This window comes from Nitrospira sp. CR1.1, assembly GCA_014055465.1.
GTDB lineage: Bacteria > Nitrospirota > Nitrospiria > Nitrospirales > Nitrospiraceae > Nitrospira_A.
Genome location: WIAF01000016.1, coordinates 1 through 22,356 on the forward strand (window position 1 = coordinate 1; position 22,356 = coordinate 22,356).

23 protein-coding genes are annotated in these 22,356 nt (G+C 56.9%); 19 read left to right on the forward strand and 4 right to left on the reverse strand.

Features of this window, described 5'->3' with window-relative positions; translation table 11 throughout:
- Positions 1–67: 67 nt before the first annotated feature.
- The 4 genes from groL to GDA65_19120 all read right to left on the reverse strand — a co-directional run bounded on the left by groL (position 68) and on the right by GDA65_19120 (position 4,936).
- Complete coding sequence (gene groL / locus GDA65_19105; GenBank protein MBA5864795.1) at positions 68–1,708, reverse strand: chaperonin GroEL; 1,641 nt, start codon at positions 1,706–1,708, stop codon at positions 68–70.
- Positions 1,709–1,758: 50 nt separating this feature from the next.
- Positions 1,759–2,061, reverse strand: a complete 303-nt coding sequence (locus GDA65_19110; GenBank protein MBA5864796.1) for a co-chaperone GroES — start codon at positions 2,059–2,061, stop codon at positions 1,759–1,761.
- Positions 2,062–2,376: 315 nt separating this feature from the next.
- Positions 2,377–3,936, reverse strand: coding sequence for a hypothetical protein (locus GDA65_19115; GenBank protein MBA5864797.1), 1,560 nt, complete (start codon positions 3,934–3,936; stop codon positions 2,377–2,379).
- Positions 3,917–4,936, reverse strand: a complete 1,020-nt coding sequence (locus tag GDA65_19120) for a sigma-70 family RNA polymerase sigma factor (protein ID MBA5864798.1) — start codon at positions 4,934–4,936, stop codon at positions 3,917–3,919. Before GDA65_19120 ends, GDA65_19115 begins: the two co-directional genes overlap by 20 nt.
- 174 nt (positions 4,937–5,110) lie before the next feature.
- Between GDA65_19120 and GDA65_19125 the strand changes: the two genes are divergently transcribed.
- The 19 genes from GDA65_19125 (at position 5,111) to GDA65_19215 (ending at position 22,354) form a co-directional block, all read left to right on the forward strand.
- Positions 5,111–6,352 carry an MFS transporter gene (locus GDA65_19125; GenBank protein ID MBA5864799.1) on the forward strand — a complete coding sequence of 414 codons (1,242 nt, stop codon included), beginning with the start codon at positions 5,111–5,113 and terminating at the stop codon, positions 6,350–6,352.
- Between the two features lie 64 nt (positions 6,353–6,416).
- On the forward strand, positions 6,417–7,625 hold the full coding sequence (locus tag GDA65_19130) for a bifunctional 3,4-dihydroxy-2-butanone-4-phosphate synthase/GTP cyclohydrolase II (GenBank protein ID MBA5864800.1): 1,209 nt from the start codon (positions 6,417–6,419) through the stop codon (positions 7,623–7,625).
- Positions 7,626–7,777: 152 nt separating this feature from the next.
- Positions 7,778–8,317 (forward strand): 6,7-dimethyl-8-ribityllumazine synthase, encoded by a 540-nt coding sequence (locus GDA65_19135; protein MBA5864801.1) that lies wholly within the window; start codon positions 7,778–7,780, stop codon positions 8,315–8,317.
- Positions 8,318–8,330: 13 nt separating this feature from the next.
- Positions 8,331–8,804 (forward strand): transcription antitermination factor NusB, encoded by a 474-nt coding sequence (gene nusB / locus GDA65_19140; protein ID MBA5864802.1) that lies wholly within the window; start codon positions 8,331–8,333, stop codon positions 8,802–8,804.
- Positions 8,805–8,879: 75 nt separating this feature from the next.
- The gene (locus GDA65_19145; GenBank protein ID MBA5864803.1) at positions 8,880–10,214 is read left to right on the forward strand and encodes an adenylosuccinate lyase; all 1,335 of its coding nucleotides are present in this window, start codon (positions 8,880–8,882) and stop codon (positions 10,212–10,214) included.
- Positions 10,214–11,005, forward strand: coding sequence for a chlorite dismutase (locus GDA65_19150; GenBank protein MBA5864804.1), 792 nt, complete (start codon positions 10,214–10,216; stop codon positions 11,003–11,005). The genes GDA65_19145 and GDA65_19150 overlap by 1 nt, the downstream gene beginning before the upstream one ends.
- Positions 11,006–11,019: 14 nt before the next feature.
- Positions 11,020–11,733, forward strand: coding sequence for a phosphoribosylaminoimidazolesuccinocarboxamide synthase (locus GDA65_19155; protein MBA5864805.1), 714 nt, complete (start codon positions 11,020–11,022; stop codon positions 11,731–11,733).
- Positions 11,734–11,740: 7 nt separating this feature from the next.
- The gene (locus GDA65_19160) at positions 11,741–11,968 is read left to right on the forward strand and encodes a hypothetical protein (protein MBA5864806.1); all 228 of its coding nucleotides are present in this window, start codon (positions 11,741–11,743) and stop codon (positions 11,966–11,968) included.
- The gene (gene purS / locus GDA65_19165) at positions 11,965–12,204 is read left to right on the forward strand and encodes a phosphoribosylformylglycinamidine synthase subunit PurS (protein MBA5864807.1); all 240 of its coding nucleotides are present in this window, start codon (positions 11,965–11,967) and stop codon (positions 12,202–12,204) included. The genes GDA65_19160 and purS overlap by 4 nt, the downstream gene beginning before the upstream one ends.
- A 123-nt stretch (positions 12,205–12,327) precedes the next feature.
- On the forward strand, positions 12,328–13,050 hold the full coding sequence (gene purQ / locus GDA65_19170) for a phosphoribosylformylglycinamidine synthase subunit PurQ (GenBank protein ID MBA5864808.1): 723 nt from the start codon (positions 12,328–12,330) through the stop codon (positions 13,048–13,050).
- 67 nt (positions 13,051–13,117) lie between these two features.
- Positions 13,118–15,364, forward strand: a complete 2,247-nt coding sequence (purL, locus tag GDA65_19175; GenBank protein MBA5864809.1) for a phosphoribosylformylglycinamidine synthase subunit PurL — start codon at positions 13,118–13,120, stop codon at positions 15,362–15,364.
- Between the two features lie 12 nt (positions 15,365–15,376).
- Positions 15,377–16,807, forward strand: coding sequence for an amidophosphoribosyltransferase (locus tag GDA65_19180; protein ID MBA5864810.1), 1,431 nt, complete (start codon positions 15,377–15,379; stop codon positions 16,805–16,807).
- A gap of 64 nt (positions 16,808–16,871) precedes the next feature.
- Positions 16,872–17,297: a lasso peptide biosynthesis B2 protein gene (locus GDA65_19185; GenBank protein MBA5864811.1), complete on the forward strand. Its 426-nt coding sequence runs from the start codon at positions 16,872–16,874 to the stop codon at positions 17,295–17,297.
- Positions 17,298–17,644: 347 nt separating this feature from the next.
- Positions 17,645–17,989, forward strand: a complete 345-nt coding sequence (locus GDA65_19190; protein ID MBA5864812.1) for a PqqD family peptide modification chaperone — start codon at positions 17,645–17,647, stop codon at positions 17,987–17,989.
- 434 nt (positions 17,990–18,423) lie between these two features.
- Positions 18,424–19,437, forward strand: coding sequence for a hypothetical protein (locus GDA65_19195; protein MBA5864813.1), 1,014 nt, complete (start codon positions 18,424–18,426; stop codon positions 19,435–19,437).
- Positions 19,438–19,455: 18 nt separating this feature from the next.
- Positions 19,456–20,748, forward strand: coding sequence for a hypothetical protein (locus GDA65_19200; GenBank protein ID MBA5864814.1), 1,293 nt, complete (start codon positions 19,456–19,458; stop codon positions 20,746–20,748).
- Positions 20,749–20,933: 185 nt separating this feature from the next.
- On the forward strand, positions 20,934–21,476 hold the full coding sequence (locus GDA65_19205) for a redoxin domain-containing protein (GenBank protein ID MBA5864815.1): 543 nt from the start codon (positions 20,934–20,936) through the stop codon (positions 21,474–21,476).
- Positions 21,477–21,493: 17 nt separating this feature from the next.
- Complete coding sequence (locus GDA65_19210) at positions 21,494–21,733, forward strand: hypothetical protein (GenBank protein ID MBA5864816.1); 240 nt, start codon at positions 21,494–21,496, stop codon at positions 21,731–21,733.
- A gap of 24 nt (positions 21,734–21,757) precedes the next feature.
- On the forward strand, positions 21,758–22,354 hold the full coding sequence (locus tag GDA65_19215) for a hypothetical protein (GenBank protein ID MBA5864817.1): 597 nt from the start codon (positions 21,758–21,760) through the stop codon (positions 22,352–22,354).
- Positions 22,355–22,356 lie beyond the last annotated feature (2 nt).

Consider the following 22,356-nt stretch of genomic DNA (forward strand, 5'->3'; position numbering starts at 1 on the left):
AAAAAGAGACCGGCCCGGCGGGGCCACCGCCGGACCGGTCTTCGACAGCGAAGAAGAAACGGAAACCTTAGTACATGCCTTCCATGCCGTGGTTGTGACCAGCATGGCCACCGGCAGGTTCTTTCTTTTCTTCCGGCAATTCCGTGATCATGACTTCGGTCGTCAGCATCAAACCCGCGACGCTGGCGGCGTTCTGCAATGCGCAACGGGACACCTTCGTCGGATCGATGATGCCGGTCTTGATCATGTCCACGTACTCATCGGTAGCGGCGTTGTAGCCGCCGTTCGCATTTTTGTCCTCGCGGACGCGGCCGACCACCACGGAACCTTCGGCTCCCGCGTTGGCAGCGATCTGACGAACCGGCTCTTCGAGCGAGCGGCGCACGATGTCCACGCCGACTTTCTGCTCCAGGGGCAGGTCCTTGAGGGAATCCAAGCCCTTGAGGCAGCGCAGATAGGCCGTGCCTCCGCCGGGGACGATGCCTTCTTCAACGGCCGCCTTGGTGGCATGCAAGGCGTCTTCCACGCGCGCCTTCTTTTCCTTCATTTCGGTCTCGGTCGCGGCGCCGACATTGATGACGGCCACACCGCCGACGATCTTCGCCAGCCGCTCCTGGAGCTTCTCGCGATCGTAATCCGAGGTGGTCTCTTCGATCTGGGCCTTGATCTGCTTCACGCGGCCTTCGATCTTCTTCGGGTCGCCATGGCCTTCGACGATCGTGGTGTTGTCCTTGTCGATCGTGACGCGCTTGGCACGGCCGAGATCCGTCAACTTGACGTTCTCGAGCTTCAAGCCGAGGTCCTCGGAGATGACCTGGCCGCCGGTGAGGATCGCGATGTCTTCCAACATGGCCTTGCGGCGATCGCCGAAGCCCGGAGCCTTCACGGCCGACACGTTGAGGGTGCCGCGCAGCTTGTTGACCACGAGGGTCGCCAGCGCTTCGCCTTCGACCTCTTCAGCAATGATGATGAGCGGCTTGCCCAGCTTGGCAACCTGCTCGAGGACCGGGAGGAGGTCCTTCATGCTGCTGACTTTCTTTTCATTGATGAGGATGAGCGGCTCGTCCATGACGGCTTCCATCCGCTCGGCGTTGGTCACGAAGTAAGGGGAGATGTAGCCGCGATCGAACTGCATGCCCTCGACGACGTCCAGCGAGGTGGTCATCGACTTGGCTTCTTCAACCGTGATGACGCCATCCTTGCCGACCTTCTCCATCGCTTCCGCGATGAGGTCGCCGATGGTCTTGTCGTTGTTGGCGGAGATGGTGCCGACCTGGGAGATCTCGGTCTTGTTCTGGCAGGGCTTGCTGAGCTTCTTGAGCTCTGCGATCACAACTTCCACGGCCTTGTTGATGCCGCGCTGAATTTCCATCGGATTGGCGCCGGCAGTGATGTTCTTGACGCCTTCCCGGTAGATCGCCTGGGCCAACACCGTGGCGGTGGTGGTTCCGTCACCGGCCGTGTCGCTGGTCTTGCTGGCGACTTCGCGAACCAGCTGAGCGCCCATGTTCTCGTACGGATTCTTGAGTTCGACTTCCTTCGCCACCGTCACGCCGTCCTTGGTGATCGTCGGGGCGCCGAACTTCTTGTCCAAAATCGCGTTCCGGCCCTTTGGGCCGAGCGTTGCCTTCACGGCATCGGCGAGCTGGTTCACCCCTCTCAGGATGGCTGCCCGCGCCGCTTCGCTATACAACAATTGCTTTGCCATAAGTCTCCTCCGTTAGTCGTCAGATAATCGTTAGTCGGGTTCGTGAGAGATTAGTGGGTGAAGATGCCCAGGATATCTTCTTCTTTGAGGATGAGGCATTCTTCGTCTTCGATGCGGAGCTTGCTGCCGGAGTACTTGTCGAACAACACCTGGTCGCCGACCTTGATGTTCTCCACTTTCTTTCCGATGGCCTGCACAATGCCTCGCTGCGGCTTTTCCTTCGCGGAGTCAGGGACATAGATTCCCCCCGAGGTCCGTTCCATTTCCTCAGTGTAGGTGACGAACAGGCGATCACCGAGCGGCTGGAAATTCTTCGCCGCCGTGGATTTCTTCTCTTTCGATTCCGTAGCCATACCCAATCCTCCTTCTAGATTAGTGAGCGCCGAGGCCCTGATGTACAGTTGTGTGAAAGCTGGAAATTCAGCTCTGACGTGTTACTGCAAGGGCTACCTGCAGAAAACTCGAGTCATAGATAGCGCTATGACGAGGGAAGTCAATGGATGGACTATAAAATTATTCTTCCGCGAGATGCAATGGGAAAGTATCACGCAAGTCGTTGATTCTACGAATTACGCACCTGAGTCTAGCCCATAAGATTCTGAGAAACGCGTAGATGCGGCTCACCGGAGCGGCAGTCTGGTGCACACCGTAGAAGGCCCCCGGCCTGATTAGTGAACGGGGGTGGAGGCCTTGGACGCCAGCAATCTCAATACGTTGATGGTCATTCGTTGCACTGCCTCGCTGGAACGGGCGGTCCGCAATGCCGGCGCATTGTAGTCGTCGAGCCCCCAACTCCATTGAATCGTCCCGGCGGCGAATACGGACGCCCCGCTCGGGGCCTCGTAGATGGTCATGTCGCCATAGATCACCTGGCCATCCCTCGGGTAGGGGGAATGCGCCAGGATGACCAAGCCGGCTGGTCCGCCGGGAAACGCCTGGTCGATTTCGTACCCCAGCAGGCCTGGGAGACGATGGTCGGGTGGCAGGTCAACACCGTCAAAGAGCGGGTGCGAGGGATTGGTGACGAGAATGTCTCCATCAACCGGGACGGTCCCGTACATGACGCCCAGCAGCGCATCTTCCGGTCGTTGAACAGGGGGCTCGCGCCATTGGACGGTGATCAGGTGATCGTTCGAGGGATCGCCATCCAGCGCCAGGGGATCTTCCTGGAGGGCGACCTCCTTATAGCTCACCATGGTCCGGTTCGGCTCGCCGGTGAGGAGGCTTGGCCCGAGCCTGATCTGCCAGTAGCAGGTATTGGCGGAAAAAAACCCCAGGCCGATGCCCTGGTTGCGAGCGGCCTCTACATGCCGTCGCATCTCCTGGGACCAGTATTCGTCATGTCCGACAGAGAGCCAGGCCCTGCGGCCTTTCCAGAATTCCGCCTGCGTATGGGTATCGATGTCCGTGCTATAGGTCACGTCATAGCCATTTCGCTCCAGCCAACGCACCATGTTGTACTCCCAGCCAGCGGTCGAGAGCGTGCGGGTCGGATGAATCGACATGGCGGTGAGGAACTCTCCCGCACCTACGCCGCTGCCCCCTTGAGGATGTTGGCTCCTGGCATAGGGACGGTTGAAAGACACTTTGCGTGCCCATTGCTCATCCCGGCTGTTGGAGGGATAGGTCGATTTGCCGCCCCAGTTGTTGTAGGCCTGAAAGGTTGTGACGCTTGATTGGAAGAGGAACTCCGACGGCCGATCGTCCTCTCTGACCACGAAGATGATATAACTCTGTTTGCCGCTGGCCGAGCCGGTCAGTTTCACGAGATAGATCCCGCTGAGCCAGTCAGAGTGGTCGGTCGATTCCGTGGTCAGGGTGTATGAGACCTGCCAGTGGCATTCGATGAGGCCGGTCACGGGATCCGCGGTTGGCATGGGCTGCCGAATGCCCGGCAGAGTAATGCCGCCCCGCACCAGGCGGGCCCCGGCCCCGCCATACCATCCCATCCTATAGATCGCGAGCGTCACCCTGGGATCGATGCTGTGAATATACAAGCGAAGAGGCTCGCCGCGCTGGATGCTCGTGGCCGAGGCATAACCCTCAACTTCATGGTCGGCGGAATCGGTCAAGACCCAGTCGGATTGGCCAGGCCGGGAATTTTCCACGGTGATGGGCGAGGCGGCGTGAGAAGGGAGCGTACAGGCGGATTCAAGGACGGTCCCCAGCACCAGAACGGTGAGGGCGATCCTGACACCAGGCGCCGCCTTACATCCGAAGACGGTCAAAGTCCTTCACATCCTTCTTGATGAAATCACGAAGTCGTTTGATGATTCGGGCCTCCAGTTGCCTGGTCCGTTCCTTCGTGATGCCATACTTGGCGCCCATGTCTTCGAGGGTCAAGGGGGTTTCGGACAGAATGCGGTTGCGAAGAATGTCCTCCTCGCGCTCGTCCAGCGTCTTGGTGAACTCCGCCAGCTTGCGCCGAAACAGCGCCTTCAGTTGCGTGTCGGCCAGTTTTTCATCCGCCGGCTGTTCGTGCGCAGGCAACACGTCCATCAAGGTGCCGTCGTGTTCCTGGCCGATGGGTTGGTCGAGGGATAACTCCCAACTGCCTAGCCGCTGATCCATCTCGATGACATCGCGTTCGCGCACGTTGAGCCGGTCAGCCAACAGTTTGCTGTCCGGAGCGAAGCCTTCGCGTTCGAGCTTGGCCTTTTCCTTCTTCAGATTGTAGAAGAGCTTGCGCTGATCCTGAGTGGTGCCGACCTTGATCAGGCGATAGGTGTTCAGCAGGTAGCGGAGGATGTACGCCCTGGACCACCAGGCTGCGTAGGCGTAAAAGCGCACGTTCTTCGTCGGATCGAACTTCTTGATCGCCTGCAGCAGGCCGACGTTCCCTTCCTGAATCAGGTCCATGTGGTCAGCGCCCGTATGCAGGTATTCGGAGGCGATGGAGACGGAGACCCGGAGATTGGCAAGAATAAGTTTCATCGCCGCATCACGGCTCCCGCGAAGCTGATACTCCTCGAAGAGGCGCAACTCTTCTTCTTTGCTGAGGTAGGGATACCGGCGAATCTCCGTCAGATATTGCTGCAGGGTGGTGACGGGGACCAGGGACGTGGAAAGCGGGGCATCCTGCGTCTCTTTTGACGGCTGCTGCTCGGCCGCCTCATGTTCCTCCGACACCTCATCGTCCGTTGGCTCCAGGGCCTCCGGTTCTAGGACGTCTTCTTCGTCCAGGACCGCGTCTGAATCGGAATCGTGTTTTGGTTTACGCTGCGCCATGCCAATCGAACCTATAGGGATGTAGGGGCTGACTATACCAGATGTCGGGCGCCGGGCAACAATGAGCCGGGCGGACGCGCTCCCGCCTCGCTTGCGTCTCTGAAATCGCGCCTCGTATAGTGCGTGGGTGATGCTGAAAGACCAATTGGATGGTAACGGATTAAATCGCGCAGGATGAAGTCGTTGGGGAGTCTCAGCACCTTGGGAATGGCCCTGCGTAGCGGGCATTGGCCGACCCTGGCAGGCGCCTGGCTGCATCTCACCGTGAGTTTCATGGTATGGCTGATCTTCGGGGCCCTGGCCGTGGCGATCGGCGAGGATCTGCACCTGACGGCGACGCAACAGAGCCTGTTGGTCGCGCTCCCGCTTCTCAGTGGTGCCCTGCTGCGTATTGTGGCCGGTTGGGCCTGCGATTGGTATGGGGCCAGGCGAACCGGTCTATTGGTGTTGGGGCTGCAACTGATTGCGGTCATCTGGGCGGCTCTCAACGGGACACAGTATGTAGAGTTGCTGGGAATGGCGATACTCCTTGGAGCCGGAGGCGCAAGTTTTGCCGTGGCCATGCCTGTTGCCAGTCGGGCCTATCCTGCCGCCCATCAAGGCCTCGTATTGGGGTTGGTCGCGTCCGGCAATATCGGAACGGTGTTGGTCCTTTTGCTGGCGCCACGATGGGAGGGACAGTGGGGATGGCATGGCGCCTGCGGCGTCATGGCGATTCCGATTCTGGTGGCCATCGGCCTGTTCGCCCGGGTGGTGCGGGAAGAGCTTCCTGCTCGTTCCGCCGGAGGGGGCGCCTGGTGGCAGCAAGCGTGGGGGATGGTGCATGTGCCGTCCGTCTATTGGCTGTGCCTCGTCTATGGTATTACGTTCGGCGGATTTGTCGGCCTCACGAGTTTTCTTCCGGTGCTGCTGCATGATCAGTACGGCAGCGACCCGATTGTCGGCGGCGCAATAGCCGCGCTCTGCGGATTGACCGGCAGCCTGATCCGTCCGGTGGGCGGGTATGTGGCGGATCGCTGGGGAGGTCTGCCGGTCTTGGCTGGTGTGTTGATCGCACTCGCTCTCATGACGGCATTTGCGGGGTCGCTTCCCGCACTGCCCTGGTTGGCGAGCCTGCTGATGGTGACGATTGCTGTCATGGGATTCGGCAACGGCGTGATCTTTCAAATTGTCTCCGAGTGGTTTCCCAAGGATATCGGTCTGGCGTCGGGTCTGGTGGGGGCCGCCGGAGGGATCGGCGGATTCTTTGTGCCGATCGGGTTCGGCCTGCTACGGGAGGGTACGGGGACGTTCGTGCCGGGGTTTCTCGGATTGGCGCTGGTGAGCGCTGCCGCCGCGATGACGGTAAGTTCCGCCCTGCGGTGGCGGCCCCGGGTGGTCGCGGAAGCTCCGAGTGCCGAAGGGTTTTCCCGTTGACAGGTATGGTTTGAAAAGAGTTAGCTGGGCACCCACGCAGGCCGGTCTGTACAATAGAGGGACTATGGCGACACCGTTTAACTCAATCGAAGAGGCCATTCGGGACATCAAGAAGGGGAAGTTCGTCATCCTCGTCGATGATGAGGATCGCGAGAACGAAGGTGATCTCGTGATGGCGGCCAGCAAGGTTACCCCGCAGGCGGTCAACTTCATGGCCAAGCATGCACGTGGGTTGATCTGCCTGGCCCTCACGCCGGAGCGGGTGGAGGAGTTGCAGCTGACGCCGCAGGCCGCGGAGAACACGGCTACCTTTGGCACCGCGTTCACGGTGTCAATTGATGCCCGGAAAGGTATCACGACAGGCATTTCTGCGGCAGATCGCGCCACGACGATCCATGTCGCGATCGATCCCCGTTGTTCTCCGGCCGATCTGGCGCGACCCGGTCATATTTTCCCCTTGAAGTCGCAAGTCGGAGGGGTGCTCCGGCGCGCGGGACAGACCGAAGGGTCGGTGGACCTGGCGCGATTGGCCGGACTCTATCCCGCGGGAGTTATTTGCGAAATCATGAATGAAGACGGGACGATGGCGCGCGTGGCCGAGTTGACCAAGTTCGCCAAGCGTCACAAATTAAAAATGGTGACGATCAAGGCCTTGATCGAATACCGGATGCACCGTGAGACGTTTGTGCGACGGGCGGCGAGTGCGTTTTTGCCCACCATGTTTGGTGATTTTGAGGCGATTGCGTTCGAGAACGACATCGACGGAGCGACTCATATTGCTTTGGTAAAGGGGCAGGTTGATGCCGAGACACCCATGCTCGTCCGGGTTCATTCCGGCTGCTTGACGGCGGATGTGCTGGGCTCGCTGCGGTGCGACTGCCGCGAGCAACTCCATCGGGCCATGGAGATCATCCAGAAGGATGGCCGCGGAGTGTTGCTCTATCTCAATCAGGAAGGGCGAGGAATCGGCCTGCTGAACAAGATAAGAGCTTATGGCCTTCAGGATTCCGGCAGCGATACGGTCGAAGCGAATCTTCAACTCGGCTTCAAGGCTGATTTACGCGACTATGGCGTCGGCGCGCAGATCTTGGTCCAGCTCGGGCTGCATAAGATCCGCTTGATCACCAACAATCCGCGCAAGATTGTCGGGATTGAAGGGTATGGGTTGAAAGTGGTTGAGCGCGTGCCGATCGAAATCCCGCCCCGCGCCGACAATGAAAAATATCTTCGCACGAAAAAAGCCAAGCTCGGTCACCTGTTGAAAAAGGTCTGATTCACACTGCTGCGCCCTCATTGCGAGCGCCCTCGTAAGAGAAACAGGCGCACCTGAAACGTATAGCCATTTGGGGGAGTTTCCAGGTATGATCCCTCTCTTTCTTCGGCGTACGCGCAATCCATGAAACGTGTGAATCGGTATCTCACTGCATGAAGCTTCGCAAAGGCTCCCAAGACGCCAGGGGGCTGACTGTCGGGATCGTGGCGAGCAAATTTAATCAGTTCGTCACCAGCCGCCTGTTGACCGAGTGCGTCAAGGCGCTGACCAAGGCCGGAGCGTCCGACGAGGCGATCGAGGTCGTGCGAGTGCCCGGTGCATTTGAAATTCCCCTCGTGGCCCGCCAGCTCGCCCGGTCAGGTCGATTCGATGCGGTCATCTGTCTCGGCGCCGTCATTCGAGGCGACACCCCCCATTTTGAATACATCAGCGCTGAGGTGAGCCGGGGCATCCTGCAAGCGTCGATGGAATCGAATCTGCCGGTGATCTTTGGCGTGCTCACGACCGACACGGTGGCGCAGGCAATTGAACGCGCGGATCCGGCGAAGCTCAATCGTGGCGCCGATGCCGCGAAAACGGCCATTGAAATGGTCAATGTCATGCGACAACTCAAAAAAGACGAGAGCGAGGACGTGTCGCCGTCCGCCTCCTCACGAAGAGCCGGACGAACGGCCGCGAGGTCGAAACGCTGACCGGCGTTGTCTTATGGCCTCTCGACACCAAGCCCGTGAACGGGCAGTACAAATTCTTTTCCAATACGATATTCATGGCCAGGCGGGTCCGTGGCTGGACGATTTTTGGCTGCACTATCCCCTTACCGAAGAGCTGCGGGTCTTCGCGGAGCGCCTTGTCGCCGGAGTCAGAGAACAGAAAAAAGAGCTGGATGCGTTAATCGGCACGTATGCCACCAATTGGAAAGTCGGCCGCATGCCGATCATCGATCGGAACATTTTGCGGCTGGGATGCTTCGAGTTGCTGTATGTGCCGGAAGTGCCGGCGAAGGTGACGCTGAATGAAGCAATCGAGCTCGCGAAAAGTTTCGGCGATGAAGAAGCCTCCAAGTTTGTCAACGGTATTCTCGACAAGGTGCTTGGATCGGACGGCCGTTTGGAGCGGAAACGCGCGTTTCCGGAATTGCCGGTCGTGGGCTCCGACCCTCACGTGACACGTGAGACGTGACACGTCTTTCGCAGGGATTCCCGTTCGGATGCCTGAACGAACGACGCTTCACGAGCGGCGAATAACGAGGAAGAGATGATCGACCGTTACACCAGGCCGCGCATGGCGGCCATCTGGGATTTGACACACAAGTACGAGATCTGGTTGGAAGTTGAGCTTCAGGCTTGCGCGGCGTTTGAACGGGCCGGACAGATTCCGCGCGGTACGAGCGCAAAGATTCGCAAAAAAGCGAAAATCGATGTGGCGCGCATTGCCGAAATTGAAAAGGTGACGAAGCACGATGTGATCGCGTTTCTTGAATCGCTCATGGCGTCCGTGGGGCCCGAGCATCGCTTTCTCCACATGGGGCTCACCTCATCGGATATCGTCGATACGTCTCTGGCGGTGCAGATGACCGAGGCGCTCGATCTGATCCTTGAAGATCTCAACGAGTTGATCGCCGTCTTGAAGGCGCGCGCGCTCGAGCATCGCCATACGGTGATGGTCGGCCGTTCGCATGGTATCCATGGCGAACCGGTGTCCTTCGGGTTCAAACTGGCCATTTGGTACGAAGAGGCCTGCCGTCACCGGACACGGCTTCAAGCGGCCCGGGCAGACATTGCGGTGGGCAAACTCTCCGGCGCGATGGGGACATTCGCGCATCAAGGGCCGGAAATCGAAGAATACGTGTGTGCCAGGATGGGGCTGGCCTCGGATCCGGTTTCGAATCAGATTGTGCAACGCGATCGGCATGCGGCTTATGCGTCCGCCCTGGCGTTGCTGGCTGCCACCATCGAAAAGATCGCCACGGAAATCCGCCATCTGCAGCGGACGGAAGTGCTGGAGGCGGAAGAATATTTTTCAGAAGGGCAAAAGGGTTCCTCGGCGATGCCGCATAAGCGCAATCCGATTGCCTCGGAAAATCTCTGCGGTCTTGCGCGCCTCGTGCGTGCTAATAGCCTGGCGGCGATGGAAAACGTCGCGCTCTGGCATGAACGAGATATCAGCCATTCTTCGGTCGAGCGGGTGATCATGCCCGACAGCACCATTCTCGTGGATTACATGTTGGCCCGTGTGACCGATCTGATCAAGAACCTGGTGGTGTATCCTGAGCGGATGCAGCGGAATTTGGATTTGACCGGGGGGCTGGTGTATTCGCAGCGGCTGCTGCTCGCGTTGATCGATAAGGGCGCCCAGCGCAAGGAGTCCTATGAGGCGGTGCAACGCAATGCCATGACGGCCTGGAAAGGCGGGATTGGATTTCAGGAACTCGTCACTCGAGATCCGTTCATTACTACTCATCTTAAGCCGGGCGAGATTACGGCCTGTTTCGACCCCCTGTATTATCTGCGGCATTTGGATCAGGTGTTCCGCCGGGTCTTCGGCGCCCGTGCGATTCCGGCGAAGCGACGCCGGAAGAGGCGCGCCTGATGGCTGCATTAATAATGAGGATCGTGCTGATGGTGGCGGTGTTGTTCGGGGCGGTGGTTGTGCCGGCCCGGGCAGTCGATCGAGAGGTCCTGCTGACCCAGCCCGGCGTCTACGGCACCTTCGCTGCGTTCCAAATGGATCATGACTGGTGGGATCTCACTGGCGAAGCGCGCGTCATTGCCGTGTCTGAGGTCAAGGGGCTGATCGAGCAATTCTCGAATAAGATTGTGATCGAATCGTATCTGCTTCGCGGGCTTTCGGACCATGCTGACTTCATGTTCCGCATCCATGCCCACGCCTTGTCTGATACGCAACAGTTTCTCACCTCGTTGCTGGGCACTCGGTTGGGGCGCCATCTGGTGGCGACGAGTTATTTGCATGGTCTGACCAAGAAGGCGGCCTACGCACCTGGATTTCCCGATTCCATGAAGAAAGAGTTGCAGCTGTCGACTGACGCGGGAATGAAATCCTATGCCATCGTTATTCCGATCAGAAAAGATGCCGAGTGGTGGGCGTTGGATCTGGACACGCGCGCTGCGCTCATGCAGGAGCACACGCAAGCGGCGCTGCCTTACATGAATACTGTGAAACGGAAACTGTATCATTCGAGCGGCCTGGACGACTTTGACTTCATCACCTATTTCGAGACGGACAAGCTGGAGGACTTTCACGGTTTGATCCGCGCACTTGAACAGGTGAAAGAATATCGCCATGACCGACGGTTCGGACACCCCACGTTGCTGGGAACCATCAGACCGCTGGACGACATTCTGGAATTGTTCGCACGGTAGTTGGAGGATTGAGGATGACTGGCGAACCGGCTGGCACAATGTTGTACGAGGGCAAGGCCAAAAAAATTTTCACGACCCAACGCCCGGATCAGGTGTTGCAGTATTTCAAAGACGACGCCACCGCGTTTAATGCGCAAAAGCGCGGGACCATCGTCGACAAGGGCGTGGTCAACAACCGGGTGTCGGAGAGGCTGTTTCGACTTCTCGAGCAGCAGGGAATCCAGACCCACTTTATTGAACGCGTGAGCGATCGCGAGATGCTCACCAAGAAGGTGACGATTGTGCCGGTGGAAGTGGTGGTCCGGAACGTGGTGGCGGGGAGTCTCGCCAAGCGATTGGGTCTTGCAGAAGGTGCCGCCATCGACCCCGCCATCATCGAGTTTTATTATAAAGACGACGCACTGGGCGATCCGTTGGTGAATGACGACCATTTGCGTATGTTGAACGTCGCAACGCCGGCGGTGTTGCGTGAAATGCGCGAGCTGGGCCACAAGATCAATGCGGTCTTGGCACCCTTCTTCAAGCAGCGACGTATGCTGTTGGTGGATTTTAAGCTGGAGTTCGGCGTCTTTCACAATCGACTCATTCTCGCCGACGAGATTTCTCCCGACACTTGCCGGTTCTGGGATCAGACAACGAAGGAGTCGATGGACAAAGACCGGTTCCGCAAAGATCTCGGCAAAATCGAAGAGGCCTATCAAGAAGTCTTGAAGCGGGTTTGTGAATAGGATCGGCATGAACCGGTTTCTCCAGTTGTTTTTGAACTACGGCTTGGTCGCGGCGATCCTGGTGTGGGCCGCTACCGTGGCGTTGATGGCCTATCACCTCAAGGAATCACCCTGGCGCTGGGCATTCGTCCTGATGTCGCTGGCAGGGCTTGGGACGGTCGGCGTGATCTTTTGGATCAGGAAGTACGTGCAGCGGGTCGGCAAAGCACAGCAAGAAGTGGGAAAGGCACAATGAAAGCCAAGATTCATGTGACGCTGAAGCAGGGAATTCTCGATCCGCAGGGAAAGGCGATTGAACATGCGCTGGACTCCCTGGGGTTCAAGAATGCGGCGAATGTGCGAGTGGGCAAGTACATGGAAGTAGACGTGAACGAACCAGATCGCGTCAAGGCGGATGCCCAGGTGAAGCAGATGTGTGAAAAGTTGCTGGCGAACACGGTGATCGAGGATTATCGGTACGAGTTGCAGTGAGGCAGCGCGACGGCAGGACCTGCTTTGTGCTCGCGCAACGCGTAGCCTTGGAATGCCCTCGTTGGACGCGCGCAGTCAAACCAGATCCTACCATCGCACCGCGATGAGGTGAGGGTGAGTGAAATGAACATCGGCGTGGTGGTGTTTCCAGGCAGTAATTGCGATCACGACTGCGAATACATCTTTCAGGATGTGCTCGGGCAGTCTGTGAAGATGATCTGGCATAAGGACACCTTGCCGGCAGGGTTGGATGCCGTGGTCCTGCCGGGAGGGTTTTCTTATGGAGATTATCTGCGGACGGGCGCGATCGCCAGATTTTCTCCGGTCATGGGCGCGCTCAAAGCGTTCGCGCGCGAGGGCGGGCTGGTCATCGGCATCTGCAACGGCTTTCAAATTCTTCTGGAGGCGGGCTTGTTACCCGGCGTGATGTTGAGAAATACCTCGCTGAACTTCATTTGCAAGGATGTGTATGTGAAGGTGGAGAATGCCGCCACTCGATTCACCAATCGTTGCGAGTCCGGCCAGGTGCTGAAGATTCCCATTGCGCACGCGGATGGCAACTATTACACCGATCCGGTTACGCTGGGCGGCATCAAGGCCAATGCGCAAGTGATCTTCCGGTATTGTACGGCAGAGGGCAAGGTGACGCCTGAGGCGAATCCGAACGGTTCTCTGGACAATATTGCGGGGATCATGAATGCTGACGGGAATGTGTTGGGGATGATGCCACACCCCGAACGAAGCGCGGAAACGGTGCTGGGCAACGAAGACGGCCGGTTGATTTTCCTGTCCATGTTGAGCGCGTTCGGCAAATCGGAACAGCAATCCCGATTGGTCGGCGTGTGAAGGCGGCGCGCGTGAACAAAAGTGCCGGATGTATCGGCGCTCATCCACGATAGAGAATGTGCAACGCATGAAATCACTGGTCATTACCCAAGCCATCCTTGAGCAGCACAAGCTGAGCGAGGCTGAATACAAGAAGATTCTGGAAATTCTGGGACGGGAGCCGAACTGGACCGAACTGGGCATGTTCTCGGCCATGTGGAGCGAACATTGCTCCTACAAAAGCTCTCGCATCCATCTGAAGAAATTACCGACGACAGGTCCGCGAGTCGTCCAGGGGCCCGGTGAGAATGCCGGGGCCGTGGATATCGGCGACGGCCTGTGCGCGGTCTTCAAGATGGAGTCCCATAACCATCCGTCCTTCATAGAGCCGTACCAGGGGGCCGCAACGGGGGTCGGCGGAATTCTTCGAGACATCTTCACCATGGGAGCGCGGCCGATCGCCCTGTTGAACTCGTTGCGGTTCGGCGGCTTGGACAATGCGAATACACGCCATCTTCTCAAGGGTGTCGTGTCGGGCATTGCCGGTTACGGCAATTGTATGGGGGTGCCGACGGTTGGTGGGGAGATCGTCTTCAATGACATCTATGCGCTCAATCCGCTGGTCAATGTGTTCTGCCTCGGGATTGCCAGAAAAGACAAGATTTTTCTGGGCAAAGCGGCAGGGGTCGGCAATCCGGTGATCTACTTCGGCTCGAAGACCGGACGGGACGGGATTCACGGCGCGACGATGGCCTCGGATTCGTTCGATGAGGAGGCGGCTCAAAAACGTCCGACGGTTCAGGTCGGTGATCCGTTCACGGAAAAACTCCTGCTCGAGGCCTGTTTGGAATTGATGGCCGGCGATTGTCTGGTGGGCATTCAAGACATGGGCGCCGCTGGTTTGACGAGTTCGGCTTGTGAGATGGCTTCGCGGGAGGGGACTGGTGTGGAGCTGGAATTGGTGGATGTCCCACGTCGCGAGCCCGGCATGACGCCGTATGAAATCATGCTGTCCGAATCACAGGAGCGCATGTTGATGGTGGCCAAGGCCGGTCGAGAGGACGAAGTCATCAAGATTTGCCGCAAATGGGATCTGGATGTCGCGGTCATCGGGCGGGTAACGGATACCGGCAAGGTTGTTCTCAAGGAGAACGGTCAAATCGTGGCGGAGATTCCAGCCAAGGCCCTGGCAGATGATGGTCCGCGATATGACCGGCCTAGCTCGCCGCCGGCCTATCAAGAGATGTTGCAGGCGTTGAATTATGACGCCTTGCCGGACGTGAAGGACGCGGATGCGGCCCTGCTCCAGCTCTTAGGTTCACCGACGATTGCGAGTAAACGCTGGGTGTATGAGCAATACGATCACATGGTGCGGACGAACACAATGGTGCGGCCGGGGTCGGATGCGGCGGTGCTGCGAGTGAAAGGCACCAACAAGGCTCTAGCGGTATCGGTCGATTGTAATGGACGGTATTGTCTGCTGAATCCCTATGAAGGGGCCAAGATTGCTATTGCGGAATGCGCGCGCAATCTCGCCTGTTCTGGCGCGGAACCGATCGGCGTGACCGACTGTTTAAACTTCGGCAATCCGCAGCGGCCAGAAGTCATGTGGCAATTCGTGCTGGCCATCGAAGGGCTGAAAGATGCCTGTGAGGCGTTGAGCGTGCCCATCGTCAGCGGGAACGTAAGTTTGTACAATGAGACGAATGACCTGTCGATTTACCCCACCCCGATGATCGGGATGGTGGGATTGGTCGAGGAGGCTGATCGCACGGCCACGCAGTGGTTTAAGCAGGACGGCGACGTCATTATTCTGCTGGGCCGAACACGTGAGGATCTTGGGGGAACAGAATATCTCAAGATCGTGCATCATCGCGAGCAGGGATCGCCGCCGTTGTTGAATCTGGAGGACGAGCAGGCAGTGCAGGCCTGTACGATTCGACTGATTCGTGAGGGCTTGGTTCAATCTGCACACGATTGCTCTGATGGAGGATTGGCCGTGGCCCTGGCGGAGTGTTGCGTCTCGGGGCCGGATGGGCGACTCGGCGCTGTGGTACAATTGGCGCTTGATAGTTTGCGTCGCGATGCGCTGCTTTTCGGAGAAAGCCAATCGCGCATTGTATTGTCGGTGAAGCAGGAACAGGCAGCCAAGGTGTTGAATGCAGCCAGGAGCGCCGGCGTGCATGCGTCACGCATCGGCACGGTTGGAGGCAGCCGGTTGGTGATTCAAGTGGATGGCGATAAGCGTGCCTCGGGGTGCGTGATCGATCTCGATGTGACCACCGTACATGAGCATTGGGCCCTGGCGATTCCGCGGGCACTCGGTCAGGACTAGAGTCCATACGTCATGGCCAACGAATTACCCCTCATTTCTTCCGATAGATTTCATGACGAGTGTGCCGTTTTCGGCATTTACGGCCATAAAGAAGCTGCGAATCTCGCCTATCTTGGTCTCTACGCGCTGCAACACCGTGGGCAGGAAGCCTCCGGCATTGTCTCCAACGATGGGGAGCAGTTTTATGTCGAGAAGGGCCAGGGCCACGTTGCCGATATCTTCTCGCAGCAGGCGTTAGCGCGGCTCCCCGGCACCATGGCCATCGGACACAATCGTTATTCCACTGCGGGCGGCGCCGGCCTTAAAAATGTGCAGCCGCTGACTGTGAACTTTGCGTTCGGGAATTTGGCTGTGGCCCATAACGGAAATCTGATCAATGCCACCATGCTTCGCAGCGAATTGGAAGCCTATGGCGCCATTTTTCAATCGACTTCCGATACGGAAGTCATCATTCACCTGATTGCCCATTCGCGGGCCGATACGCTGCTCGATCGAGTGATTGATTCGCTCACCCAGGTTCGTGGTGCCTTTTCGGTTGTGCTCATGACTGATCAGGGGGTCATTGCGGCTCGTGACCCACATGGATTCCGTCCGCTCTGTCTGGGACGTTTGCGAGATGCGTGGATTGTGGCCTCAGAAAGTTGCGCATTTGACTTGCTCGACGCCGAATATGTGCGGGAAATTGAACCGGGAGAGATGGTCGTCCTGGATCATCGGGGCGCGACCAGTTATAAGCCTTTTGCCCCGACTCAGCCCGCAATGTGTGTGTTCGAGTATGTATATTTTTCACGCCCCGACAGTCGTATTTTTGGCGGGGGCGCGGTCTACTCGATCCGAAAGGCGTTTGGCCGACAATTGGCGCAGGAATCCCCGGTGGAAGCGGACATCGTGATTCCAGTGCCGGATTCAGGGGTGCCGGCGGCTTTAGGTTATTCCGAGGGCTCTGGCGTTCGGTTTGAAAGCGGGCTAATCCGCAATCATTATGTCGGCCGTACGTTCATTGAGCCTGAGCAATCGATTCGCCACTTCGGTGTTAAGGTCAAGCTCAATGCCGTTCCGGAAGTCCTAGAAGGAAAGCGTGTCGTCGTGGTGGATGACTCGTTGGTTCGAGGGACTACGAGTCGGAAAATTGTCAAAATGTTGCGGCACGCCGGCGCCAAAGAAGTGCATATGCGGATTAGTTCTCCTCCCATCGTTTCGCCCTGCTTCTATGGTATTGATACGCCGACGAAGAAGGAACTGATCGCCTCCAGTCATACCACCGACGAAATTCGCAAATACATTACCGCGGATAGCCTCGCCTATTTGAGTCTTGAGGGCATGGTCAAGGCTGCGCCTGGTAGGCCCGGTCAATATTGCGATGCCTGCTTCACTGAACAATATCCTATCTCGTTTACTCGAGCGGAAGAACTTCAACTCGGGCTCTTCGAGCTGCCACGCTGACCCTGATCTTTCGCTGCTTCATCGGATCGTCTGGACTTCCGCACGCGCCTTGCTAGACTGAGGCATGTCATGGGTCCGGAAATATCGCCTGATTGCTGGCACAGGGCTTGTGGTGCTAGGGGTCCGGATAGCTTTGCGCGTCGTGAGTCTCCGACGCCTACTCCGCTGGTTGTGCTGCAGGTCTGCGTCTGGGGGTGAGGAGAAAACAGTCACGGAAGATATGGTCTATTACGTGGATCGATGGCTGGCGTTATTTCCCTACAACCCTAAAGGTAATTGTTTTCCACGCGCGCTGACGCTGTTTTTGTTCGCTCGGCGAGCAGGGCTTCCTGTTCAATTTAATTGTGGCGTTAGAAAAGTCCAGCAGCACCTGGAAGGCCATGCTTGGTTAACACTGAACGGGCGTGAGTTCCTCGAACCTTCTTCCTATTGGCAAGCGTTCACTGTGACCCTCAGGTTTCCCCAGCCGCCGGTAATGTCCTCCGAGTAGTCGTCGAACCCTCTCTTCCGATAGTTCCATAGCGGGGCTCAATTTCTCGTTCTTCGAAATCTCTGCACAATAGATCTCCGTTTTGTCGACAGCCTGCCTGACTGTCTGATTAACTCGGGTCTCCACACTCGCATGAAGCGGCTCATTGCTGCCTCCACTGCTCGCCAATTTCCTCGTGGAGGCGTTCTGCCCCTCCAAAGAGAGCTCTCACCAGCCTCATTGGGAATAGATAGAACCACTGCCCAATGCTACCTTTTTGGATATGCAGTATCCAGCGGCATCATTCTCAGACCCATGGCGTCGCAAGTGACTCATGACAAGCCCAAAACAGTTTCTGCGTAATCGGGATGTTCTTCGAATGCCAGGAGGTGGTTATGCCCGCTATGACACCGGTTTTGACGGAGCACAAGGTTGATCTTTCTCACATTTTTCCGAAACAAAATGAGGACGTCCACAGTACCGTCTTGGATGGGGAGAGCGTATTACTCAATCTGAGTACCGGCCGTTATTACAGCCTGAATGCCGTGGGATCCATGGTCTGGGAGCAGTGCGTTGGAGCGCTTTCTCTTGCGGCAATTTGTTCGACTATTTGCGACAGATTCGACGTGACGTCTCAAGACGCTCAATCAGACCTGCTTGATCTGATAGATCAGTTCCGCCAGGAGGGGTTACTTCACACTGAAAGGAGGTGAGTAAGGATGGAGCAACGGAAGAAAGCCGAGTACGCGAAGCCGGAACTCGTGAAGCACGAGTTGTTGCGCGATGTAACGGCTATTCAGCTGTCCCGTGTCATCACGCAAAACAGGGCCTAACAAGGGCTGGTAGTCCGGCAATTGGGGCTCGAACAGGTCTTCGGTGTTTTCTAATTCTAGTCTGAAAAGGAGTCAGCCCGATGGAACAAAAACCCAAGCGCGAATATGTGAAGCCTGAGCTTGTGAAGCACGAGTTGTTGCGCGATGTGACGGCTATTCAGCTGTCTCGCACCATGAAGTAGAGGCCCCTGGTAACAGACTCAACGTTCCGCGAATCAGCGGGCTGGCCGGTCTACGGCCGGCGAGCCCGCTCTAAGTGGAACGATGATAATACCCGCTGAGCGGGCTTGTACAAAGAGGTGGTAATGTCCGTCATGTCGACGACGAGTGAACTTCTACTCTCTATCCATGGCATAGAAATAAGGTTTGCCACCAACTCGCCCGAGTTGATGGATTCCGTTGAGACATTGCTGCACCACTTTTTATCCAGCGTCACGGCGCCCCGTCCGACGCTGATGCAATTTGATGCAGTTGACGACCGTCGAGATATCCCTTTCCTAATCCCCAGTACGGCACTATTGCTCTATAGCGGTTCGGGACTCGCAATCGGACCAGATCGGCAAACAACATGGCGTTGCGATATGTACTCGGACAAGGGACTGTTGATTGCGGACTTTCACGACGAAGGTCTGGTAGTCGTCGATGGCGCCCTGCATACCGCACAGGGGTACCTTGTGCGGCCGGAATCTATGGCGCCCGATATTCGTGTGAGCTTCGTTCATTTCGCGATGACCGAACTGCTGAAACGTCGCGGTCTCTATACCTTTCATGCCACGGCCCTCGAACACAACGGGAGAGGAGTGTTGATTCCGGGGTTTAGTGGGCGTGGAAAAACCACATCCTTTCTGTCCTTGTTGAGATCCGGATATCGCTATCTCTCCGATGACCACCCATTTTTCCGATTGAATGGCACAAGAGTAGAGATTCTCCCATACCCGCTAAAAATTAATGTCACCAACCAAACCATCTCTTTCTTCCCTGAATTGCGCACTGCGCCGCCCTCTGTTCTTCACCCAGGGACGCCCAAACACTATTTCTATGCCGAAGATCTCTATCCGGGCCCACTCGGGGCTCCCTGTGAGCCCGCCGTGATTATTTTTCCTTTTGTCGTCGATTCTTCCCACAGCTGCCTGGAACCGCTGTCGAAAAAAGTGGCCCTGGAAATGATTCTTCCGCATTCGTTGCTCGTGTACGACCCGGAGGTAGCTCGTCGAGAATTTCAAGCACTTGCGCGGCTGATTGAGCAAACAGATTGCTATCGGCTGCACTTTGGCCGTGACGTCATGGACCTGCCGTGGTTGGTGACGCCTCTTTTGGAAAAGCGTTAGGCAGGAGAAAGAACTGAGATGGCACAGCAGGCAGGACCCACGATCGCTAGGTGGACACCGTCCCAAGTGGCTGAAGGGTTGCGTAAACCGAAGGTATTGTCGCCAGGCCTCTCACTCATGTCTTCGGAGGGACGTTTACTCGTGCTTTGTGCGCGAACGGCGGTGAGTGAATTTGTTCGAGTCGAAATTGCGGACCTGGTGTGTCACGGTATGAATTGGGATGTAGTCTGGGAATTGTCGAAGACGCACGGGGTCGCGCCCCTGGTCTACCGCAATCTTGCCATGATCTGTCCTGCGGCGATGCCCTCGATGATTCATGAAGCCTACCGTCGGCACAATCAGGCCAATGCGCTCTTAAATACGTTACTCTCCAAGGAGCTTGTGACGCTGCTTGACGCGTTGGCGGCGAAGGGCATCACGGCGATTCCTTTCAAAGGCGTGACACTTGCGCAGGTTGCCTATGGCGACCTCAGTTTGCGCGAATGTGCGGACATTGATTTGATCGTTGAGCAGGAGGCGATTCCTCAGGCGAGAAAGATCTTGTGGTCGCAGGGTTACCAACTCACCAGTCAGGATGAAGGGGCGGATGATGAGTCCGCTGAACCCTATCACTTCTTCCAGAAAAGGAATGGAATTGTAGCTGTTGACCTGCAATGGGTCATGGCTCGCCGTCACTTTGGGTTCCGGCTAGACCGGAGTGTATTCTGGAGCAGGCTGAAACCGATCAACCTGCCAACCAAATCGGTGCAGGGGCTTTGTCCTGAGGATCTGCTAATTCTGCTCTGCGTACATGGATCCAAACACGCCTGGGAACAACTCAAATGGATTTGTGATGTGGCCGAACTCGTGCGCCGGCGGCCGACATTGGATTGGAGTCGAGTGCTATTTCAGTCGAACGAATGGCATTGTCGGAGGATGGTCCTGCTGGGATTAGCCATGGCGCAGAGTCTGTTTGACACGGTGTTACCACGCACGGTTCTTCATGAAATCCAAGCAGATGTAGATATACCAGTGCTGGTGCGGAGGATGCCGAAGCAGTTACTCAAGAATCCCAGCCATGGCATCGATGAGGACTGTGCTGATGCGTTGTATGTGACGATCAAAGACTTCTCGTGGGAGCAATGGAAACTGGGGGTGACACTCTGTCGAGCCGAGGCAGATGTCATTACTCGTCCCTTGCCGTGGTTTCGCTTTCAACGAAAACTTCGTATGTTGGCAGCTTGTCTCAGACCGCTCCATCGAGTGATAGCCAAGGGGATTCTTTCCGTTCGAATGCGCGGAAGAATTGTGCGTTGGTTGCAAAGTTCCTGAAAGTTGCCCGTCACCGTTCTTGCCGAGCTTCCCCGCTCACAACCCAGCCAAACCTTCCCTGCCTATGTGGTTGCTCCTGAAAAAATTCGCGTGCTAGGATGCCAGAATGATTAGCATGATAGATCATGCCATGATTTAGAGCAGTTGGTATTCCTCTCTGGCTTGCCTTGTGGAAGGAGGCGCTGATGAAACGGGTCCTGACCATAATTGCCCTTGTCCTAGTTCCTCTATGGGCGGCTCACGTTGCCATTGCGGCCGGATTCTTTAAGGTGGGGGAACCCGCCCCGGCTTTCGCCCTCACGTCGATTACCGGAGACGCCGTTTCGCTTGAACAGTTAAAGGGGAAGGTAGTCGTCCTGGGCCTCTTCCATATTTGCGATCCCTGCATGATGCAAGGAACAAATCTCCAAAAGGTTCACGAAGCGGTGGTCGGGAAAAATGTTGCTGTCGTCGGTATTAATTCGTCGGGCAATTCCAAGCGAGACGTGGGCGAATTTCTGAGCGCGTTCCCCGTGAAAGTCACGTACCCGTATCTCCTCGATCCGAATAAGATCACGGACAAGCTCTACGGCGGCGGTAAATTTATACCCAATGTGTATGTGATCGATCAGCGCGGTGTCATCCGGTGGCAGCGGGTGGGCAATATGGAACTGGCCGGTGCCGAGGTCATTATCCAGGAAGTGGAGAAACTACTGGCTTCCGCGCCTGCCGCGTCAGGTGCTATGTAGCAGGGAGAAAAGGATCCATGGACGAATGGGAAGAGGGTAAACGTAAGTTTCTCGAAGTAGTCAAAGGCATTGACCAAGGTGTCGAGGTGGTCATTCCGACGAAGCCAACCAACAGCATGTTCCTTATCTCCCTGACCAAAGGTGCGAATCGGAAATTCATTACGGTGTCAGAGGACGATATCATTGATCTTCCGACGGAAGCCGGCATCCGCGCGAAGATGACGAAGACCCTGCAGGACGCGGTTTCAACCTTGTAACTCTGGCAGAGTGAGGCGAAGCGCGTGAAACAGTTACTCCCCGGAATTTGGCAGTGGTCCTGGTTTTCCGAAGAAAAACAGCTCGATTTTAATGGGCTATTTCTTACGGTCGGGGAACATAAGATTGTCATCGATCCTCCTCCGATGACTGCCGAAGCCAGCACCCTTATTCGGCGCCAGGGGGCGCTCGACTACATTATCGTCACGAATCGTGACCATATGCGCGAGGCGGTCACTTACCAGGCGGAATTTCGCTGTCAATTGCAGGTGCCCGAGGCTGATGCGCCGCAGATGGATGTGAAGCCGTCGAAGACCTATAGGGACGGAGAGCTCTTGCCTGGAGGTATTTGGGCGATTCAGCTGAAAGATCAGAAGTCTCCGGGGGAGTCGGCCCTTTATATTCAGCAGGGAAAAGGCGTACTGATTGTCGGGGATGCATTGATTGGGAAGCCGGCAGGAGCGTTGAACCTCCTGCCTTCCGAGCGATATGGCGATATTGCGAAGGCCAAGGAAGGGCTTCGTCGGTTGTTGAAATATAACTTCGACTCGATTCTCGTTGGGGATGGAGCTAGCATCATATTCGGAGCCAAGCAGGCGGTGGAGCATGTGCTCCAGGCATAAAG